The 18,461-nt window shown below is 68.5% G+C and carries 14 protein-coding genes and 2 tRNA genes; 9 read left to right on the top strand and 7 right to left on the bottom strand.

Translation table 11 applies throughout. The features are described 5' to 3' along the window. Positions 1 to 112 precede the first annotated feature (112 nt). Together ACFO8M_RS12850 and ACFO8M_RS12845 are read left to right on the top strand one after the other, a co-directional pair. Positions 113 to 1,054, top strand: a complete 942-nt coding sequence (locus tag ACFO8M_RS12850; RefSeq protein WP_387975623.1) for an ABC transporter ATP-binding protein — start codon at positions 113 to 115, stop codon at positions 1,052 to 1,054. Next, the gene (locus ACFO8M_RS12845) at positions 1,047 to 1,832 is read left to right on the top strand and encodes a hypothetical protein (RefSeq protein WP_387975620.1); all 786 of its coding nucleotides are present in this window, start codon (positions 1,047 to 1,049) and stop codon (positions 1,830 to 1,832) included. Before ACFO8M_RS12850 ends, ACFO8M_RS12845 begins: the two co-directional genes overlap by 8 nt. Before the next feature lie 1,212 nt (positions 1,833 to 3,044). On the opposite strand, the gene ACFO8M_RS12840 is transcribed toward ACFO8M_RS12845, so the two are convergent. Beyond that, positions 3,045 to 3,135: transfer RNA gene (locus ACFO8M_RS12840), tRNA-Ser, on the bottom strand. A 75-nt stretch (positions 3,136 to 3,210) separates the two neighbouring features. Further along, positions 3,211 to 4,014: a CPBP family intramembrane glutamic endopeptidase gene (locus tag ACFO8M_RS12835; RefSeq protein WP_387975617.1), complete on the bottom strand. Its 804-nt coding sequence runs from the start codon at positions 4,012 to 4,014 to the stop codon at positions 3,211 to 3,213. Between the two features lie 300 nt (positions 4,015 to 4,314). Here ACFO8M_RS12835 and ACFO8M_RS12830 point away from each other — a divergent pair, with 300 nt between their 5' ends. The 3 genes from ACFO8M_RS12830 (at position 4,315) to mshD (ending at position 6,397) form a co-directional block, all read left to right on the top strand. Continuing rightward, on the top strand, positions 4,315 to 5,163 hold the full coding sequence (locus tag ACFO8M_RS12830) for a hypothetical protein (RefSeq protein WP_387975614.1): 849 nt from the start codon (positions 4,315 to 4,317) through the stop codon (positions 5,161 to 5,163). 39 nt (positions 5,164 to 5,202) lie between these two features. Continuing rightward, positions 5,203 to 5,294: transfer RNA gene (locus ACFO8M_RS12825), tRNA-Ser, on the top strand. Between the two features lie 167 nt (positions 5,295 to 5,461). Next, on the top strand, positions 5,462 to 6,397 hold the full coding sequence (gene mshD / locus ACFO8M_RS12820) for a mycothiol synthase (RefSeq protein WP_387975611.1): 936 nt from the start codon (positions 5,462 to 5,464) through the stop codon (positions 6,395 to 6,397). A gap of 7 nt (positions 6,398 to 6,404) precedes the next feature. On the opposite strand, the gene ACFO8M_RS12815 is transcribed toward mshD, so the two are convergent. The 5 genes from ACFO8M_RS12815 to ACFO8M_RS12795 form a co-directional block, all read right to left on the bottom strand. After that, entirely contained in the window at positions 6,405 to 7,157 is a 753-nt protein-coding gene (locus ACFO8M_RS12815; protein WP_387975608.1) for a hypothetical protein, read from the bottom strand. A 94-nt stretch (positions 7,158 to 7,251) separates the two neighbouring features. Further along, positions 7,252 to 8,253, bottom strand: a complete 1,002-nt coding sequence (locus ACFO8M_RS12810; RefSeq protein ID WP_387975605.1) for an inorganic phosphate transporter — start codon at positions 8,251 to 8,253, stop codon at positions 7,252 to 7,254. A gap of 2 nt (positions 8,254 to 8,255) precedes the next feature. Continuing rightward, entirely contained in the window at positions 8,256 to 8,885 is a 630-nt protein-coding gene (locus ACFO8M_RS12805) for a DUF47 domain-containing protein (protein ID WP_387975602.1), read from the bottom strand. Positions 8,886 to 9,096: 211 nt separating this feature from the next. Next, positions 9,097 to 11,061, bottom strand: coding sequence for an ATP-dependent DNA helicase (locus ACFO8M_RS12800; protein ID WP_387975599.1), 1,965 nt, complete (start codon positions 11,059 to 11,061; stop codon positions 9,097 to 9,099). Continuing rightward, complete coding sequence (locus ACFO8M_RS12795) at positions 11,058 to 12,440, bottom strand: AI-2E family transporter (protein ID WP_387975596.1); 1,383 nt, start codon at positions 12,438 to 12,440, stop codon at positions 11,058 to 11,060. The genes ACFO8M_RS12800 and ACFO8M_RS12795 overlap by 4 nt, the downstream gene beginning before the upstream one ends. Positions 12,441 to 12,836: 396 nt before the next feature. On the opposite strand from ACFO8M_RS12795, the gene ACFO8M_RS12790 reads away from it, so the two are divergent. From ACFO8M_RS12790 to ACFO8M_RS12775, 4 genes are all read left to right on the top strand, one after another. Then, positions 12,837 to 13,160 (top strand): GroES family chaperonin, encoded by a 324-nt coding sequence (locus ACFO8M_RS12790; RefSeq protein ID WP_387975593.1) that lies wholly within the window; start codon positions 12,837 to 12,839, stop codon positions 13,158 to 13,160. Next, positions 13,160 to 14,095, top strand: coding sequence for a prephenate dehydrogenase (locus ACFO8M_RS12785; RefSeq protein WP_387975590.1), 936 nt, complete (start codon positions 13,160 to 13,162; stop codon positions 14,093 to 14,095). The genes ACFO8M_RS12790 and ACFO8M_RS12785 overlap by 1 nt, the downstream gene beginning before the upstream one ends. Further along, positions 14,092 to 15,789, top strand: a complete 1,698-nt coding sequence (locus ACFO8M_RS12780) for a DUF885 domain-containing protein (RefSeq protein WP_387975587.1) — start codon at positions 14,092 to 14,094, stop codon at positions 15,787 to 15,789. The genes ACFO8M_RS12785 and ACFO8M_RS12780 overlap by 4 nt, the downstream gene beginning before the upstream one ends. 155 nt (positions 15,790 to 15,944) lie before the next feature. Then, positions 15,945 to 18,461: a DUF885 family protein gene (locus ACFO8M_RS12775; RefSeq protein ID WP_387975584.1), complete on the top strand. Its 2,517-nt coding sequence runs from the start codon at positions 15,945 to 15,947 to the stop codon at positions 18,459 to 18,461.

The following is an 18,461-nucleotide window of genomic DNA, read 5'->3' as shown; positions in this document are numbered from 1 at the left end:
GTCCGCATCCACGCCCGCCGCGCACGCCTCAAGCCGGGCAGTTGACCTCATTGGGCCGCAACATGTTCGACACAACGCTCGAATCGCTTTCGAGCCTCCCGATTGGAACACCATGATCGCCGCGAAAGGCCTCCATAAACGCTACAAGCAGACCGTGGCGGTGGACGACCTGTCGTTCGAAGTCCGCCCCGGCGTCGTCACCGGCTTCCTCGGCCCCAACGGCTCGGGGAAGTCCACCACCATGCGGCTGATGCTCGGCCTCGACCACGGCGAAGGCGAGACCACCTTCGACGGCGAGCAGTTCACCGACATCCGCCGGCCGATGAACCGCGTCGGCACCCTGTTGGAGGCCAAGCCCTTCCACCCCACCCGATCAGCTCGCAACCACCTGAAGATGATCGCCTCGGCCAACGGCATCACCGACGCCAGGATCGACGAGGTCCTGGAGACAGTCGGCCTCGGCCCGGTCAAGCGCAAGCAGCCCAAGGGCTACTCGCTGGGCATGGCGCAGCGGCTCGGCCTCGCGCAGGCGCTCCTCGGCGACCCCCGCACGCTCCTGCTCGACGAGCCGACCAACGGCCTCGACCCCCACGGCATCCACTGGATGCGCGACCTCCTGAAGCAGCTGGCCGCCGAGGGCCGCACCGTGTTCGTCTCCAGCCACCTGCTCTCGGAGATGCAGCTCATGGCCGACGAACTGGTCGTCATCGGCCGCGGTCAGATGATCTTCAACGGCGACGTCGACGATTTCGTCCGCGAGTTCACGCAGTCGAGCGTGATCGTCCGCGGTCCCGACGCCGACGCCTTCGTCCCCGTCCTCGAAGCCGAGGGCGCGACCGTCGCCGAGGGCGGCGACGGCGAACTCGTCGTCTCGGACATGGCGATCGGCGCGGTCGGACACCTCGCGTTCACCGAAGGCGTCGAGCTGTCCGAACTGTCCACTCGCAGCGCCTCGCTCGAAGAGGCCTTCATGTCCGCTACCGGCGCCGCCGAGCAGTTCGTCGCCCGAGAACCCGTCCCCGCCACGACCACCGGAGGTGCCCGGCATGCTTGACGCGCTCAGATTCGAATCGACCCGGCTGCGCACGCTCCGCTCGACCTACTGGATGGTCGGCTCCGGCCTGGTGGCCTCCGCCGCGATCCCGCTGACCCTCGGCATCGCCGCCGGCAGCGAGCCGCTCAATGCCGACTCCGTGAACCTCGGCCTCAACGGCGGGGCCTCCTTCGTGATCCCGTTCCTGGCGGTGTTCATGGCCGTCGTCGGCATCTTTGCCACCGGCCACGAATACCGGCACGGCACGATCCAGCCGACCCTGACCGCGCTGCCGCAGCGCTCGCGCCTGATCCTGGCGAAGATCCTCACGGTCGCAGGGCTGACGGCCGCGGTCACGCTGGTGTCGATCGCGATCAACGCGGCCCTGATGCTCGCATTCTGGGGCGGAGTACCAGGACTGTTCGACGACCCGGTGCGCTCGGCGCTGCTGGGATACGTGGCCTACAACGTGATCTACGCACTGGTCGGGCTCGGCCTGGGGCTGCTGTTCCGCGGCGTCCCCTCGGCGCTGGTGGTGATCTTCCTGATGCCGTTGATCATCGAGACCCTGTTCGTCGGGCTCACCATGGTCCCGGCGCTCGACTGGCTGGCGCCGGTGGTGCGGTTCCTACCGTTCACCGCCGGGTCGGAGCTGATGCTGACCAGCGAGGCGGAGTTCGGTCCCGCGGCCCCGGACTACGACTTCTTCGACCGCTGGGCCTCGGGCGGCGTCTTCGCGGCCTTCGCCGCCCTGATCATCATCGTCGCCTGGACCCAGTTCAAAAAGCGCGACGCCTAGATGTTCGATCCCAGACGTTCAGCGGCCGTATGCGGTCGGTGATCGAAGGGCCGGCCTTCCCGGTTGAACGTTGTGCGAGACGGCGGCGGTGAGGGCCAGTTTCCGCTGCGGGCGCATATCCTCTGAGGTGTGCGCCCGCTCCGGCGTTCGAGGTCGCGCTGAGTTCCGAAGTCCTTGGGGCAGTGGTGCTCATCGGCGATGACGGCCTGGATGACCTTCCACGCGAGCTGGACCAGCAACCCGTCCGCGACCGATTCAGGCCGCCTGGGGCTTTCCCACTTCCCTGCACCACATGAAGGTCGTTTCAGCCTTGGCGAGTTCGGTTGCCGTGCAACATGTTTGATGGCGATTGCGCTGATTCCGGTCGCGGGCAGTGAAGGGAGACCCTGGTAGAACCGCGGGTGCTGAATCCTTCGCTTTGCCAGGAGCTTCTTTGTTGGTTTATCCTGCCTCGCTGCCTTTGTCGACGTCTACCCTCACTCGTGTGGCCGCTCTTGTCCGCACCCACCGTTCGCAAATCGGCTCCCGCTGGCGGGTCATCGACCCCGGCCGCCAGGCCCTCCTCACCCTCGCCTACCTCCGCGAAGGTCCGGCCAAGGGTTCCTCATCCTCGACGGCACTCTCGTCCGCATCCGGCGCAATGCCGCCGGACGGCCCTACTCCGGGAAGCACCGGATGCACGGCCTCCCGGCCTTCAACCGACCCCGATTCGACTCCCCGGCGCATCCGGGCTGACGTCAGTGAGGAACGCCATCAGCTGGCGCGCCGCGTCCTCGGTGTCGGTCATGCGGACAAGGTACGGCGCCCCTTCCGGGACCGGTCCCGTCCACACAGGGCCGATGTCGCGGCGGGCCGAACGACACGGGATCCGAGCTGCCGGGCCATAGGATGCCACCATCGAGGTATGACCTCTACTGACCTCACTACTGCTGTTGGGATGGTGGCGTAGTTGGAGCGCACGCGTCCATTGAACGAGCGGCAGCTCAAGGTGCTTGGACTCGTCGGTGGTCACGACGACCTCGGCGACAACGCGTCTGTGCACGGCGCGGTACACAGCTAGCGACGAAGAATCAGACAAGCGGTGCTTCAGCAGGTCATAGACCGCGAACGTCAGACTTTCGTACATAGTCGCGGATGTTCGAAGACGACTGCGGGGACACTGTCCTTTGTGACAGTGTCCCCGCAGGTCATGTACGTCGCTTTACGCGAAAGTGGCGGAGGATATGGGATTTGAACCCATGATCGGGTATCACCCGAAACCCGCTTAGCAGGCGGGCGCACTAGGCCACTATGCGAATCCTCCAGGACGCGCCGGGGCGCGTACCAAGCACAGAGCATACCGGGCCGATCCCTGAAACCCCAAGCGGGTTCGGATCGATCAGAGCCAGCTCACGTGGGGTGCGACCAGGAGGTATCCGACGAAGGCGGCGATGTCGAGGACGGTGTGGGCCACGATGAGCGGGCCGGTGCGCTTCCAGCGGAGGAAGAATAGCGCGAAGACCGCGCCCATGACCATGTTGCCGATGAAGCCGCCGAAGCCCTGGTAGAGGTGGTACGTGCCGCGCAGGAAGGCGTGGGCGGCGATGATCGCGGGCGGGCGCCACGCGAGCTGGCGCAGGCGGGTGACGAGGTAGCCGAGGCCGACGACCTCTTCGATGACGGCGTTCTTGAGTGCGGCGAGGACGAGGATCGGGACGGCCCACCACACGTCGTGGAGGTTCGCGGCGGCGATCGCGGCGTTCAGGCCCAGCGCGCGGGCGGTGAAGTAGAGGGCGAGACCGGGGATGCCGATGCACGCGGCGAGGCCGGCGCCGCTGAGCAGGTCGAAGCCGGGGCGGCGGGTGTCGAGGCCGATGGCGCGGAAGGGATTGCCGCGGTCGAGGCTGAGGAAGTGCAGGGCGAGCGCGACAGGGGCCATGGCGAGGGCGAGGCTGACGAGCTGCTGCGCGAGGTCGTACCAGGGCCGTTCGGCTTCGGCCTTGGCCGAGTTCATGGACTGGACGCTGTCGGCGAGGCCGCCCGGTTCGGTGAGGGTGCCGATGATGTCGACGATCGACCAGATCGCGGAGGCGCCGAGGGAGAGGGCGAGGACGATCCAGATCTCGCGCCGGATGACGCGGGGCGCGAGGAGCGGCGCGGTCGCCGGTTCGTCGGCGAGCGCGGTCTCGGTGCGGTTGGACATGCGTTCCAGCCTGCCAGAGGACGCGTGAGGCCGCATCGGCCGGATGGCCTCGCGACACGCCCGGGGCGCTTCTTGCGATGTCACCGGGTCGCACCGCGTGTGCGACGTGGCGGGCCCTGGTGCGGGGATGATCATTTTTCGAGGCGAGGTGCTGTGAAACTCATCCCACTCGGCGACGCTCACCATTCACGGCACCTCGCTTTCCTACCCCCTGTCGCGGCCTCGTGCCTGTCGGTTTCTTGACACTCGGCGATACCGATCAGGTAAGGTTAGCCAGTCCTTACCTGAGAGGGGTACGCTATGCGGCTCGCGACTGCGGAGGCTCATGTCCTGAGCGCCACCGCGATCGACCGCAGGCCCGTGCTCGACCTGCTCCCCGAGCCGATCGGCGCGCTCCGCGCCGTCGCCGACCGGGTCGAGCACGAGGTCAGCCCCCACTCGCTCGCCGGCGTCCGCGCCTGGCTGGACGGTGAAGCTCCTCAGGACGCGATCGAATTCCCCGCCGCCGAGCTGGCCGCGGGCGAGCGGATCGAAGAGCTCATGGGTACGGCCGCCGCGTTGTGGGGCGGCTCGGCGCACGCGAACGCGGCCCTCGCCTGGAAGACCTACTGCTACTGGACGCTCGCGCCGGTCGTGCTCGGCTACGTCGCCGCCCGCCGCGTCCCGGTCATGGACGCCTCCAACGCCGTCTTCAGTGTCGCCGAGGACGCCTCGATGTTCTCGGTGCGGCAGATCCGCCCGCGTTTCCTGGCGCTGCCGCACGATCCGTGCGCGGCGCACCCGGACGTCGAGGTCGTCGCCAACGAGGCGGTCCTGCTGGACCGCTTGCGCGCCACCGTGTTCGACGCCCACCTCGCCCCGGTCCTGGACGCGTTCCTCGCGCGGGCGCGGGTCGGTCGGCGCACCCTCATGGGCTCGGTCGCCTCGGGGATCGCCTACGGGGTGGCCTCGATCGCACAGGTCGTGCCCGACCCGGACGACGTGCTCGCCAAGACGCTGCTCGACGCGTTCGACGTGAGCGCGCTGGTGGACATCAGGACCGACGAGGCGGGCCGCCTGGTCTACCAGCGCCGCACCTGCTGCCTGGCGCTCACCATCGAGGGCAACCGCACCTGCTCCACCTGCTGCGTCCAGACCGAACGGCGCTGACCGCGGTTTGGTAGATTGGCGCTTGCCTCAAGGGGCCCTGGAGGGGTCGCATAGTGGACTAGTGCAGCGGTCTTGAAAACCGCCGTGGGTGTCAAAGCTCACCGTGGGTTCGAATCCCACCCTCTCCGCCACATGTCATCGCGATTGCGTGACATAACTGGCGAATTGCGCATTCTCGCGAGATCTCGATCGCACGATCCCCGGCCACCGCTGTGCGCCTGGGGTGATCCCGTGCCCGGGACATGAAAAAGGACTCAGCACCCCGGCACGGTGCTGAGTCCACGATTAGGGTAACCCCATGGCGCAACATGCTTCACTTCCGGGTCGGGATATTCACAGAATCGTTACGATGGCGCACCGCTGCGAGGAGGCGGACGGCATCGCCCCGTTCAACGAGCAGACCACCCTCTCGCTGTCCCGGCATCCCGATAAGCATCGCAGGCATTTCCTTGTGCCCCTTAATGAAACGGTCATCGCCTACGCGGGCGTGGAGAAGGTCGGGGACGTCGCGGAGGCGGAGCTGGCGGTCGATCCGGCCCACCGGGGCAAGGGGGTCGGCCACAGATTGCTCAACGCCGTCTTGGATTGGATTGAGGCGGACATCACTGAATTGCGGGTGTGGTCGCACGGCGATCTTCCCGTTTCAAGCCGTTTCGCGGCCGCACACGGCTTTTCGCGGGACCGCGTGCTGTACCAGTTCTCTCGGGACCTCGACGGATTCGCATGGCCCTCATCCTGGCCGGAGGGCATCGGCCGGAACTGGCCGATCGGCGAAGGCCCGGCGGCCACGCTCCCCGAAGGGGTGCGCTTGCGGCCCTTCAGGGTCGGGAGCGATGAGGCGGAGTGGCTGCGGGTGAACGCGGCGGCGTTCGCGTCGCACCCGGAGCAGGGGCGTTGGACCGCAGCGGATCTGGCGGCGCGCGAGGAGGAGACCTGGTTCGACCCCGACGGTCTGCTGGTGGCCGAGGACGAGACGGGCATGCTCGGCTTCCACTGGACCAAAGTGGAGGAAGGGGTGGGCGAGGTGTACGTGCTCGGCGTCGACCCCCGGGCCCAGGGCATGGGCCTCGGCCGGACGTTGACGCTCGCGGGGCTCGCACACCTTGCGGCGCATGGGATCCGCCAGGTCGACCTGTACGCCGACGAGTCGAACGCCAAGGCGGTCAAGCTGTACCGCTCGCAGGGCTTCGCGATCGTGCGCACCGACGTGCAGTGGGTGAAGCGCCTGCGCTGATCCCGGCTCAGGCCGAGGCGAACGCGTCCCTCGGGTAGCCCTCTTCGCCCGGCAGCACCAGGCGGGCGTCGTCGCCGCCGACCGCCACGCGCGGCAGGATCGGCGACATGTCCCGCTGCTCGGCGGCGGCGAAGACCTCGCCGACGGTGGAGTAGCGGGCGAGCTCGGCGAGCGTGGTGGCCTCGGGGATCGACATCTGGCCGCCGTACTGGCACACGGCCTGCTCGGGACCGATCCAGGTGGCGTACTCGGGTTCCCGCACGCGGATGCGCGGCTGGAAGCCCTCGGCGAGGGTGGCGACGTAGATCCACGAGTCGAAGCGCACGGGCTCGTACTCGGGAGTGACCCAACGGGACCAGGCCCGCTGGAGGGCGACCATCGCGCCGGTCTCCTCCTCTACGGCCCGCAGGCCCGTCATGGCCACGTCGGGGTCGTCGGGCTTGTGCCGCCCGCCGGGGAACCCGTACTGGGCGCCCCTGGGGCCGTTCATGGCGTTCTCGTAGTGGTCGACGTCGAGGTGCGCCCAGCGCTCGCGCACCTGGAGCGTGTCGGCGCGGCCGATCGAGGGGAGCGTGAACGGCTCCTTCGCGGCGTGGCGCAACAGGAAGACCCGCAGCGGGGCTTCACGGAGCAGGACGACGGCAGCGGCGCGCTCGGGCTCTGCAGGGGCTCCCTGCTTGCGGAGGCGGGCGAGAGCACGAGCGGCCGACTCGGAGTCGACCGCTCTGAAGTCCCATTTCCCGAAGCGCTGGATGGACATGCCCTCACGCTAACCCAAGATCGGGCGATTCCAGTGCGCAACGACTGAAACGAAGGCGGCCCGGCCGAAGCCGGGCCGCCTTCGCGTCGCTGCGCTAAGCGAGGAACTGGATCGGCAGGTAGAACAGGGCGCCGACGAGCGCCGCGATCGGGAACGTGATGATCCAGGCGATCACGATCGAGCGGGCCACGCCCCACCGGACGGCGCGTTTGCCGCCGGTCGAGCCGACGCCCATGATCGCGGACGTGATGGTGTGGGTGGTCGAGATCGGGGCGCCGAGCAGGAACGTGTTCGCGTACAGCACGGCGCTGGCGACGGTCTCGGCCGCGAAGCCCTGGGGCGGGCCGAGGTCGATGATCTTGCGGCCCATCGTCTTGATGATGCGCCAGCCGCCCGCGTACGTGCCGGCGGCCATGACGGCGGCGCTGGCGAGGTACACCCATTCGGGGATGGGCGCGCCTTCGGTGTAGTACCCGCCGACCGACAGGGCCAGGATGATGATGCCCATGACCTTGGCGGCGTCCTGCATGCCGTGGCCGATGGCCATCGCGGCGGCGGAGGCGGTCTGCGCGTGGCGGAAGCCGCGGTTGAGCTTGTCGGGGCGGCCGCGCCGGAAGAGCCAGTACACGGCGATCATGACGAGGAAGCCGAGGGTGAAGCCGACGAGCGGGGAGACGATCGTGGGGAGCACGATCTTGTCGACGATGCCGTCCCAGAGGACGACCGCGCCGCCGGCCATGGTCGCGCCGACCATGCCTCCGAATAGGGCGTGCGAGGAGGAGGTCGGGAGGCCGAAGTACCAGGTGGTGAAGTTCCAGGCGATCGCGCCGAGGAGGCCGGCGATGACGATCAGGATGCCGTCGATGCCGCCGGGGAGCTCGACGAGGCCGCTGGCCACCGTCGCCGCGACCTTGCCGCCGAGGTGGGCGCCGACGAAGTTGCCGAGCGCGGCCATGCCGAGCGCGACCCGGGGCCTGAGCGCCCGGGTCGAGATGGAGGTGGCGATGGCGTTCGCGGAGTCGTGGAACCCGTTGGTGTAACCGAAGAGGAGCGCCGCGCCGATACAGACGGCGACGGCGATGAACACACTGTCCACGTTCAGGATTCCTTGACGTAGACCGACTCGACGACGTTGGAGACCGACTCGAAGGAGTCGCAGGCGGCTTCGAGCTCGTCGGCGACCTCTTTGAGCTTCATGACCGTCAGGGCCGGGTACTCACCGGAGTACAGGCGCACCAGGAGCATGCGGTAGGCGCGGTCGCCATCGTTCTCGAGGCGGTTGCACTCGACCCAGAACTCCCGCATCCCGGCGTTGAGGCCCTTGAGCTTCGGCATGGCCTCGGCGAGGAGGTCGGCCTGGGCGACGAGGACGGTGATCTGCTCGATCATCTCGCGGGGCAGGTCGGGGAGCTCGGAGAGGCCGTAGAGGTAGACGAGGTTCGCGGCGGCCTCGATGTGGTCGAGGATGTCGTCGAGCTTCCCGGCCAGGTGATACATGTCGGTGCGGTCCATCGGGGTGACGAACGTCGAGTTGATCTTGTTGAACAGCCGGTGGGTGAGCTGGTCGTTGTCGTGTTCGACGTCGACCAGGCGCTCGGAGATCTTCTGGTAGTCGGCGCCCTCGTCGCCCAGTTCGGCCAGGATTCCCACGCCGCGGCGGATGTTGTCCGCAGCGTCGTTGAAGAAGGCGTAGAACGTGTCGTCCTGAGGCTTCAGTGAGAACCGCACCGGGCACCCCTGCTTTCGGTCGTTTTTGACTGTCCTCACTGTACCGATAGGCTCAGGGGACGGCTGGAAATCGTCACCGCGAAGTTAACATCCAGGTGAACACGAAGCAAGCTTGTGAAGTGGCCTGTGTGAGACTCCACGAAACCGCTCTAAGCTGGGGTTATGCAAAGGTTTCACTCGAATTCATCTGGTGTTCACTTTGCGGCGGATGTCAATCCGTTGCCGTCTCGGCGAGGCGCCCCAAAGCGCCCACGACCGAATCGGATTTCGTCGTGTACCAGAACGGCGGCAACGAGTCCCGCAGGAACTTCCCGTACGAGCGGCTCGACTCCAGCCGCGAGTCGAGGATCGCGACCACGCCTTTGTCGGAGGTGCGGCGGATGAGCCGCCCCGCCCCCTGCGCCAGCCGGATCGCCGCGGCCGGGACCGAGACCTCCGTGAAGCCCGAGCGGCCCGCCGCGTCGGCGGCCTCCGACCGCGCCGCCGTCAGCGGCTCGGTCGGGCGCGGGAACGGGATCCGGTCGACCACCACGAGGCGGCACGTCATGCCCGGCACGTCCACGCCCTGCCACAGGCTCATGACCCCGAGGAGGCACGTGGACTCCTCTTCCTTGAAGCGCTTGACGAGGCTGCCGAGGGTCTCCTCGCCTTGGAGGAGGATGTCGAAGTCGGTCTGGGCACGCAGCAGCTCGGCGGCGGACTCGGCGGCCTTCTTCGAGGAGAACAGGCCGAGCGTCGCCCCGCGGCTGGCCTCGACGAGCCGCAGCAGCTCCTTGCCGGACTCTTCGGACAGCCCCGAGGCGGTCGGGCGCGGCAGCGAGGCCGCGACGTAGAGGATGCCCTGCTTGCGGTAGTCGAACGGGGAGCCGACGTCCAGCGACGACCAGCCCTGCTCGTCGGCGGGCAGGCCGAGGTTCCGGGCCACGATGTCGAACCGGCCGCCGAGCGTCAGCGTCGCGGACGCGGCGATCACGGTGCGGTCCTCGTACAGCATCGCCGAGAGCAGGCCGCCCACCGAGAGCGGCGCGGCCACCAGCTGCGGGCCGTTCGGCTCCGACCAGATCACGTCGTCGCCGGCCGGGCCGATGCAGCGGCCGGCCATCTCGATCGTCTCGACCAGTCCGGCCTTGAGCTGCTGGGCGCTGAGCTGCTTCTTCGTCTCCGAGTCGAGCGTGCTCAAGTGGGTGGTGGCCTTGACGCAGGCGGCGTTGATGAGGTTCAGGGCCTCGACGAGCGGGGCGGGCAGGTCGCCGCTGAACCGGCGCTCCCCCGCCGCGTTCAAGGCGTTCTCGAGAGCGTCGGCCGACTCGCGGACCTGGTCGGCCACATCGGGATCGATGAGGCGGCGACCGCGCTGCGCGAGCCAGCGCAGCCGCGCCGGATGCAGCTCGGCGCGGGCGGCGGCGGTGACTCGGTCGACCAGCTCGTGCGCCTCGTCGACGATGAGGACGGCGTGCTCGGGCAGGACGCTGCGCTCGTTCATCATGTCGATCGACAGGAGCGCGTGGTTGGTGACGACGATGTCGGCCTCGTGCGCGCGGGCGCGCGCCCATTCGGCGAAGCAGTCCTGGCCCTGCGCGCAGTCCTTCGCACCCGGGCACTCCGAGGAGGTCGTGGAGCCCTGCTTCCAGGCCCGGTCGGACACGCCCGGGTCGAGGTCGTCCCGGTCGCCGGTGTCGGTGTCGTTCGCCCAGTCGAACAGGCGCTGCACCTGCTTGGAGAAGGAGGCCTGCTGCCCGGCCCACTTCAGGGTCTCGGTGCCTTCGATCGCGCCGTCGTCCTCTTCTTCATCGCCCGCGATCTTGCGCTTGCAGATGTAGTTGTGGCGGCCTTTGAGGAGCGCGAACGTGGGTCTGCGGCCGAGCACGGGCGCGACGGCCTCGACCAGGCGCGGCAGGTCGACGGCGACGAGCTGGTGCTGGAGCGCGAGCGTCGCGGTCGAGACCACGACGGGCTTCCCGGCCGCGATCGCCGCGCACAGGTAGGCGAGGGACTTGCCGGTGCCGGTGCCCGCCTGGACGAGCAGGTGCTTCCCGTCCTCGACGGCGGTGGCGACGGCCGCGCACATCTCGCGCTGGCCTTCGCGGGCCTGCCCGTGCGGGGTGGCGGCGACGGCGGCGTCGAGGATCGCGAGGGCCTGCTTCTCGGCGTTGGTGGTGGCGGTGACGGTGCTCATGCTTCCTGGGCCGCCCGCTCGCCGGCGGTGGCGGTGTCGTCTTCGGTGCTGTCGGATCCGCCGGAGCTGACGCGGACGGCCTCGACGGAGGCCTCCTCGCCTTCCAGCCCGCGAGCCTGGGCTTCGCGGCGGGCCGCGCGGTAGCGGTTGAGGGCGCGGACGGTGCCGTTGACGATGGCCAGCAGCGGGACGGCGACGAGCGCGCCGATGATGCCCCACACGAAACCGCCGGCGGTGACGGCGAGGACGATCGCGAGTGGATGGAGTTTCACGGCGCGGCTCATGAGGAAGGGCTGCAGCAGGTTCGATTCGAGCTGCTGGACCGCGAGGACGATGCCGAGCACGATCAGGGCGGTCACGAGGCCGTTCGGGGTGCCGACGAGGGCGACGACGACGGCGACGATGCCGGAGATCGTCGCACCGACGATCGGGATGAAAGCGCCGAGGAAGATCAGCGTGGTCAGCGGCAACCACAGCGGGACGTCGAGCAGCCACAGGCCGAGGCCGATGAAGATCGCGTCGACGGCGGCCACGACCACGATGGTGCGCATGTACTGCACGAGCGTCGACCAGCCCGCGCCGCCCGCGTAGCGCAGGGGTTCAGAGGCGGTGCGCGGCAGCATGCCGGTGATGAACGTCCAGATCTTGCGGCCGTCGCGGATGAAGAAGTAGGTGGTGAACAGGACCAGGAACAGACCGGCGGCGAAGTTCCCCAGCCCCGAGGCGGTGGAGCCGGCGACGTCGAGTCCGGTTTGGACGATCGTCTCCTGGTTCTCGTTGTACCACTCGGTGATGTTGCCCTGGATGTCGCCGAGGAACACGGCGACCTGCGCGCCGTCGAGGCCCCACGGGCCCGATTCCAGCCAGGCCTGCGCGTCCCTGAGGCCGGTGACGATCGAGTCGTAGAAGTCGGGGATGCCGGCGATGAACTGCTGGACCACGAACGTGAGGATCGCGGCGACGGCGGCGAGGCCGGCCACGAGCATGAGGATCGAGGCGAGGGACTTGTTCCAGCCGTGGCGCATCAGCCAAGCCGCGGGCGGTTGGAGCATGGCGGCGAGGAGGAACGAGATCGCGACGGGGATGATGACCGTGGTGACCTGGCTGAGCAGGTAGAGGACGACGGCGATGGTGACGCCGATGACGAGGAGCCGCCAAGACCAGGCGGCGCCGACGGCGAGGCCGACGGGGACGTGACTGCGATCGCCGTCGCGGGACCGGTCGAGTTCGGGTGGCATGTCGTCGCCTTCGGCGACGGGGGGCACGGGCTCGTCATCGGGGGGTTCGAGTCCGGCCAGCGCCCGTTCGCTGACCGGGTTGAGGCGCATGCCGATCCACAACTGGCGTGCCCGGGCAGTGGTTCGGCGGAATCGACTCACGAAATCTCCAAGGGACGCGGGTGCAACGTCAACACGTACCGTACCGGTTCGGTGCGGCTAGGCCGATACAGCAGGCTGTACCGAGTGCCCGCCGGCACCCGCGGAGGGACTGGGCGGAAACGGGCGGGCGGCGGGCGTCCCGCCCGCTTCGCGACCGGATCGTCGTACCCGGGCGGCATCGTTGATTCGGGGGCGTTCGCGCCCACCACACCCTGGGGGGCCGGGGCCGCCATCGGATTGTCGTACCCGCAGGGCACCCTTGTGTTCAGGGGTGCCCGATGCCGCCACACCCGACTTCGGGGGCCGGACTTCGGGAGCCGGGTGCGGGACTCTCCGCTCGCGCTGCGCCCGCGACTCCCGCTGGCGGTAAGCTGGGGTGTTGTGACCGATACACCGATGGACTCAACGTCCGGCCTGCCGGTCCGGCTCCTGCACGACCGCCTGCTCGTGCGCGAGGATGCGGACTCCGAGCGCCGCTCCGCCGCCGGGATCGTCATCCCCGCCACCGCCGCGATGGGCCGCCGCCTTCACTGGGCCGAAGCCGTCGGCGTGGGCCCGCTCGTGCGCTCGGTCGTGGCCGGCGACCGGGTCATGTTCGACCCCGAGGACAAGGCCGAGGTCGAGATGCAGGGCCGCACGTTCATCCTCCTGCGCGAACGGGACATCCACGCGGTCGCCGCCAAACGCGTCGACAACGACGGCACCGGGCTCTACCTCTAATGCGCGTCGCGGTCCTCGGGCTCGGCCTCATCGGCGGCTCGGTCGCGCTCGCGCTCGCCGAGGCCGGGCACGACGTGCTCGGTTTCGACACCGACCCCGCGACCCGAGCATCGGCCGCCGCGCACTTCCCCGTCACCGCCGACCCGTCCGAGCTCCAGGACACCGACCTCGCGGTCGTCGCCGCCCCGTACCGGCACCTCGCCGCGGTCGCGGCTGAGACCCTGCGCGGCTACCCGGGCCTGGTCACCGACGTCTCCTCAGTGAAGGCCGAGCCCGCGCGGCTGTTCGCGCAGCACCGGTTCGTGGGCGGGCATCCCATGGCGGGCAAGGAAACCGCCGGGTTCGCCTCCGCCGAGCCGGGTCTTTTCCAGGACCGAAAGTGGGTGCTGTGCCTCGAAGCGGACACCGAACTGGCCGAGTGGACGACCCTCGCCGGGCTGTGGACGTCGATCGGCGCGCACGTCGTGCCCGCCACCGCCGCCGACCACGACCGGGCCGCCGCCCGCATCTCGCACCTGGAGCACCTGGTCGCGGCCGCGCTGGTGCGCGTCGCCGACGAGCCGCTCGCCCGGACGCTCGCGGCCGGATCGTTCCGCGACGGCACTCGCGTCGCGGCCAGCCCGACCGCCCTGTTCACCGGCATGGTGGCGGGCAACCGGGCCGAGCTCATGGCGGCCCTCGAAGACCTCGGCACCGAGCTCGACTCGGCTCGGCAGGACCTCGACGCCTACACCGATCGGCCAAACCCAATCAGTGAATGGTTCGACGGGGCCCGCGCGAGTCGCGCGGCCTGGCCGCCCGAACCCGATGCGACCCAACGGATCCCGCTGACCAAGGCCGCGCTTGTGGAGTTGGGCGCGGCCGGCGGCTGGGTCGAAGCGGTCGAAAGCGAGGTCGCGCTGGCCCGGCGCCCTCGCGTAAAGTCCACTCCATGAGAAGCATCGATCGCATCGCCGACCAGTACGTAGAGGACGTCATCGCCCTGAGCCCCCTCACGGCCACGAGCATGGGCGTCCCCGGACACGACCACGAGATCGACGATCTCTCGCCCGCCGGGCTCGAGGCCGAAGCCGCCCTGACCCGGAAGGCGATCGCCGACCTGGAAGCGGCAGAACCGGTCGACGAGCGCGAGCGCGTCGCCAAGGAAGCCATCCTCGAACGCCTGCAGCTGCAGATCGAGCGGCACGACGCGGGCGACACCTACTTGAGCCTCAACGTCCTCGCCTCCCCCGTGCACGGCGTGCGCCAGATCTTCGACCTCATGCCGAAGGACGGCGAGGAGGCGGCGAAGAACATCGCGGCCCGCCTCACCGCCATCCCGGACGCGTTCGCGCAGTACACCGAGACCCTGCGGGCCGAGGCCGCCGAGGGCCGCGTGGCCGCGAAGCGGCAGGTCCTCGAAGTCGCCACCCACTGCGACAACTGGAACGGCGCCAAGGGCCTCGACACCGACTTCTGGATGGGCCTGAACAAGTCGGTGACGATCGACGGCGAGCCGATCACGACCGGGCCGCTGCGGATCGCATTGAGCAACGGCGCGGCCGAGGCGCGCAGGGCGACGGACAACTTCGCGCGGTTCCTGCGCGAAGAGCTGGCCCCGCAGGCGAAGGAGAAGGACGCGGTCGGCCGCGACCGGTACTCCCGGGCGTCCCGGTACTACATCGGCGCTGCGATCGACCTCGAGGAGACCTACGCGTGGGGCTGGCAGGAGCTGGCCCGCATCGAGGAGGACATGCGGAACACGGCCGCCCGGATCAAGCCGGGCACCGGTCTCAAAGAGGTCGTCGAGTTCCTCGACCAGGACACCGACCAGAACCTCGACGACAAGCTGGCGTTCCGCGACTGGATGCAGGACCTGGCGGACTCGACGATCGCCGAGCTGGCCGACAAGCACTTCGACATCCCCGAGAAGATCCGCACAATCGACTGCAAGATCGCGCCGACCGAGGACGGGGCGATCTACTACACCGGGCCGAGCGAGGACTTCAAACGACCGGGCGCCATGTGGTGGTCCGTGCCGGCAGGCCAGAAGCTGTTCGGCAAGTGGCGTGAGAAGTCCACTGTGTACCACGAGGGCGTGCCGGGCCACCACCTCCAGGTGGGCCAGACGATGACACGCGAGGACAAGCTCAACCGCTTCCAGCGCCAGATGATGTGGTGCTCGGGCCACGGCGAGGGCTGGGCGCTCTACTCCGAGCGGCTCATGGACGAGCTCGGCTACTACGACGACGACCCGGCCGGGCGCCTCGGCATGCTCGACGCCCAGGCCTTCCGGGCCGCGCGCGTCGTGGTCGACATCGGCCTGCACTGCGAGTTCACCATCCCCGAGGACAACCCGTTCGGCTGGCGGCCGGGCGAGGCCTGGGACGGCGAGAAGATGCTCGAGTTCATGCGCGCGCACACCCGCACGATCGAGGACGACATGCTCAAGTTCGAGGTCAACCGATACCTCGGCTGGGCCGGACAAGCACCCTCGTACAAGGTCGGCGAGCGCCTCTGGATGCAGGCCCGCGAGGACTACAAGAACCGCAAGGGCGAGGCCTTCAGCCTCAAGGAGTTCCACACCGACGCCCTGAACCTCGGCTCGATGGGCCTGGACCCCTTCGCGGAGGCCCTCGGCCGCCTGTAGGGGCGATTCCGGCTCCGCCGAACGCGGCGTTCCAGGGCCGCCAGCGCCAAGTGGCGTTGGCGGCCCTCCTTCATACTGGTCGATCAGGCCGCACGTCCAGGTTGGAGAACGATGCACCCCGAAACACGCCTTGAGCCAGCAGCCGAAACACGGCGATGAGCGTTCCCGAGTACCGCGCGCTCCTCATCGGGAACAGCGATTTTCCCGAGGACCCTGCGCACCTCCTCCCGCTCGGGCCCGCCCCCGCCAACGACCTGAACCTCCTTCGGTCCGCCCTCATCGACGACCACATCGGCCTCTTCGACCGCAGACAGGTCACGCTGCTGCCCGAGGGGAGCCGGCGCGAAATGGGCATCGCGGTCCACGAGTTCTTCTCCGCGGCACGCCCGGGGGATGTGCTCCTGCTCTACTACAGCGGTCACGGCGTCCTCGACATCGACGACAATCTGTACCTGTGCGCGAAGGACTCCGTCGCCAGACTGCAGCATGCGACCGCGCTGAGCTCCAGCGAGATCAGCACTGCGATCTACCGGTCGCCCGCCACGACCGTCATCATCGTGCTCGACTGCTGCTATGCGGGATCCTTCAAGTCCGGCGGCCTCCCCACCGGCCAGCTGCAAGGCACCGGCCGGTTCGTACTCAGCAGCTGTCGGGCGAGCCAATTGAGCATGGCCGGCGCCAGTTCGAGCCTTTTCACGGCCGCACTCGTCGAAGGCCTTTACCGAGCCTCCCCGAACACCCAGCTCAGGCTCAGCGATCTGTACCTCCACGTCCACGAAGTGATGGCCGCGGGCGGCAGCGGCCAGGTGCCGAAATTCGACTTCAAGGGGGAAGGCGACGTCGTCATCGCACGCCGGGTCATCAGGCAGCCGCAGGCCCGTGACCGGGGCGACGACCGGTCACCGGACATCGACATCCGCAGCTTCGACGCCATCCCGGGCTTGTCGGTGCCGACCCGGTTCCGCCAAGGGGGCATGCGGCGAATCGACTGGATCGCCGACAGATACGTCGAGGACACCATCGCCCTCAGCCCCTTGACGGCGACCGCGATGGGCCTGCCGGGGCACGATCACGAACTCGACGACCTGTCGCCCGCGGGTTTCGCGTCCCAAGCGTCGCTGGACCGACACGCCGTCGCCGACCTGGAATCGACCGATCCGGTCGACGAGCGCGAACGCATCGCCAAGGACTCGATGTTGGAACGTCTGCGGCTGCGAGTGGAGCGGTACGACTCTGGCGACACCTACATGGACCTGAACGTCCTCGCCTCGTCAGTGCACAGCATCCGCCAGATCTTCGACCTGATGCCCAGAGACGGCAGGGAGGCCGCCGAGAACATAGCGTCGCGCCTGGACGCGGTACCCACCGCGATCGAGCAGTACACCGAGACGCTGCGCGCCGAGGCCGCCGAAGGCCGCGTCGCCGCCAAGCGGCAGGTCCTCGAAGTCGCCACGCACTGCGACAACTGGAACGGCGCCAAGGGCATCGAGACCGGCTTCTGGGCGAACCTCGTGAACTCGGTGACCATGGACGGCGAGCCGATCAAGACCGGGCCCCTTCACGTCGCCCTGAGCCTCGCCTCGAATCGGGCACGGACTGCGATGGGGACGTTCGCCGCCTTCCTGCGAGACGAACTGGCCCCGCAGGCACCGTCGAACGACGCGATCGGCCTGAAACGGTATGCGCGGGCCTCCCGATTCTTCATCGGAGCCGAAATCGACCTTGAAGCGACCTATGCGTGGGCGTGGAAGGAACTGGTCAAGATCAAGGCCGACATGGCGTCGACGGCGGCGCGCATCCACCCTGGCAAGACCATCGCTCAGACGATGCAGTTGCTCGATATCGATCCTGACCAGAACATCACCGACAAGGATGTGTTCCTCGGCTGGATCCAGGAGCTCACCGACCAGACCCTCGCCGACCTGGCCGACTCCCATTTCGACATCCCCGAACCGCTGCGCCGAGTCGACTGCAAAATCGCTCCCTCGGACGGCGGAGAGACGTACTACACCGGCCCCAGTGAGGACTTCCAACGACCGGGAGCAATGTGGTGGTCAATTCCGCCCGGTCAGCACCTGTTCAGCAAATGGCGCGAGAAGACCACGATCTTTCTCCTCGGCGTGCCCGGCCACCACCTGCAGACCGGGCAGACCATCGCCCGCGCCCACCTGCTCAACCGGTACCAGCGCCAAATGATGTGGTGCTCGGGGCACGGGTCCGGCTGGGCCCGGTACTGCGAACGGCTCATGGAGGAACTCGGCTACTACGAACGCGATCCCGCCGGGAAGCTCGGCATGCTCGACAATCACGCATTCCAAGCGGCCCGCGTGATCGCCGACATCGGTCTCCACTGCGAGTTCACCATCCCCGAGGCCAATCCCTTCGGGTGGCGGCCCGGTCAGCAATGGGACGGCGGCAAAATGTTCGAGTTCATCCGCATGAACACAAACACGGTTGCAGACGACATCCTCGGATTCGAGGTCAACCGGTACCTCGGATGGCCGGGGCAGGCCCCGTGTTACAAGGTCGGCGAGCGTCTGTGGATGCGCCTTCGCGAAGAGTGCGCCGCCCGCAAAGGCGGCGACTTCAGCCTGAAGGACTTCCACACGCACGCGCTGAACCTCGGCCCCATGGGGATGGGGCCGCTTGCGGACGCGATGAAGCGCTACTGA

It is taken from the genome of Glycomyces rhizosphaerae (assembly GCF_042647865.1).
GTDB lineage: Bacteria > Actinomycetota > Actinomycetes > Mycobacteriales > Micromonosporaceae > Glycomyces > Glycomyces rhizosphaerae.
The sequence above is the reverse complement of the archived record's forward strand: the minus strand, read 5'-3'. Positions and strand labels throughout refer to the sequence as shown.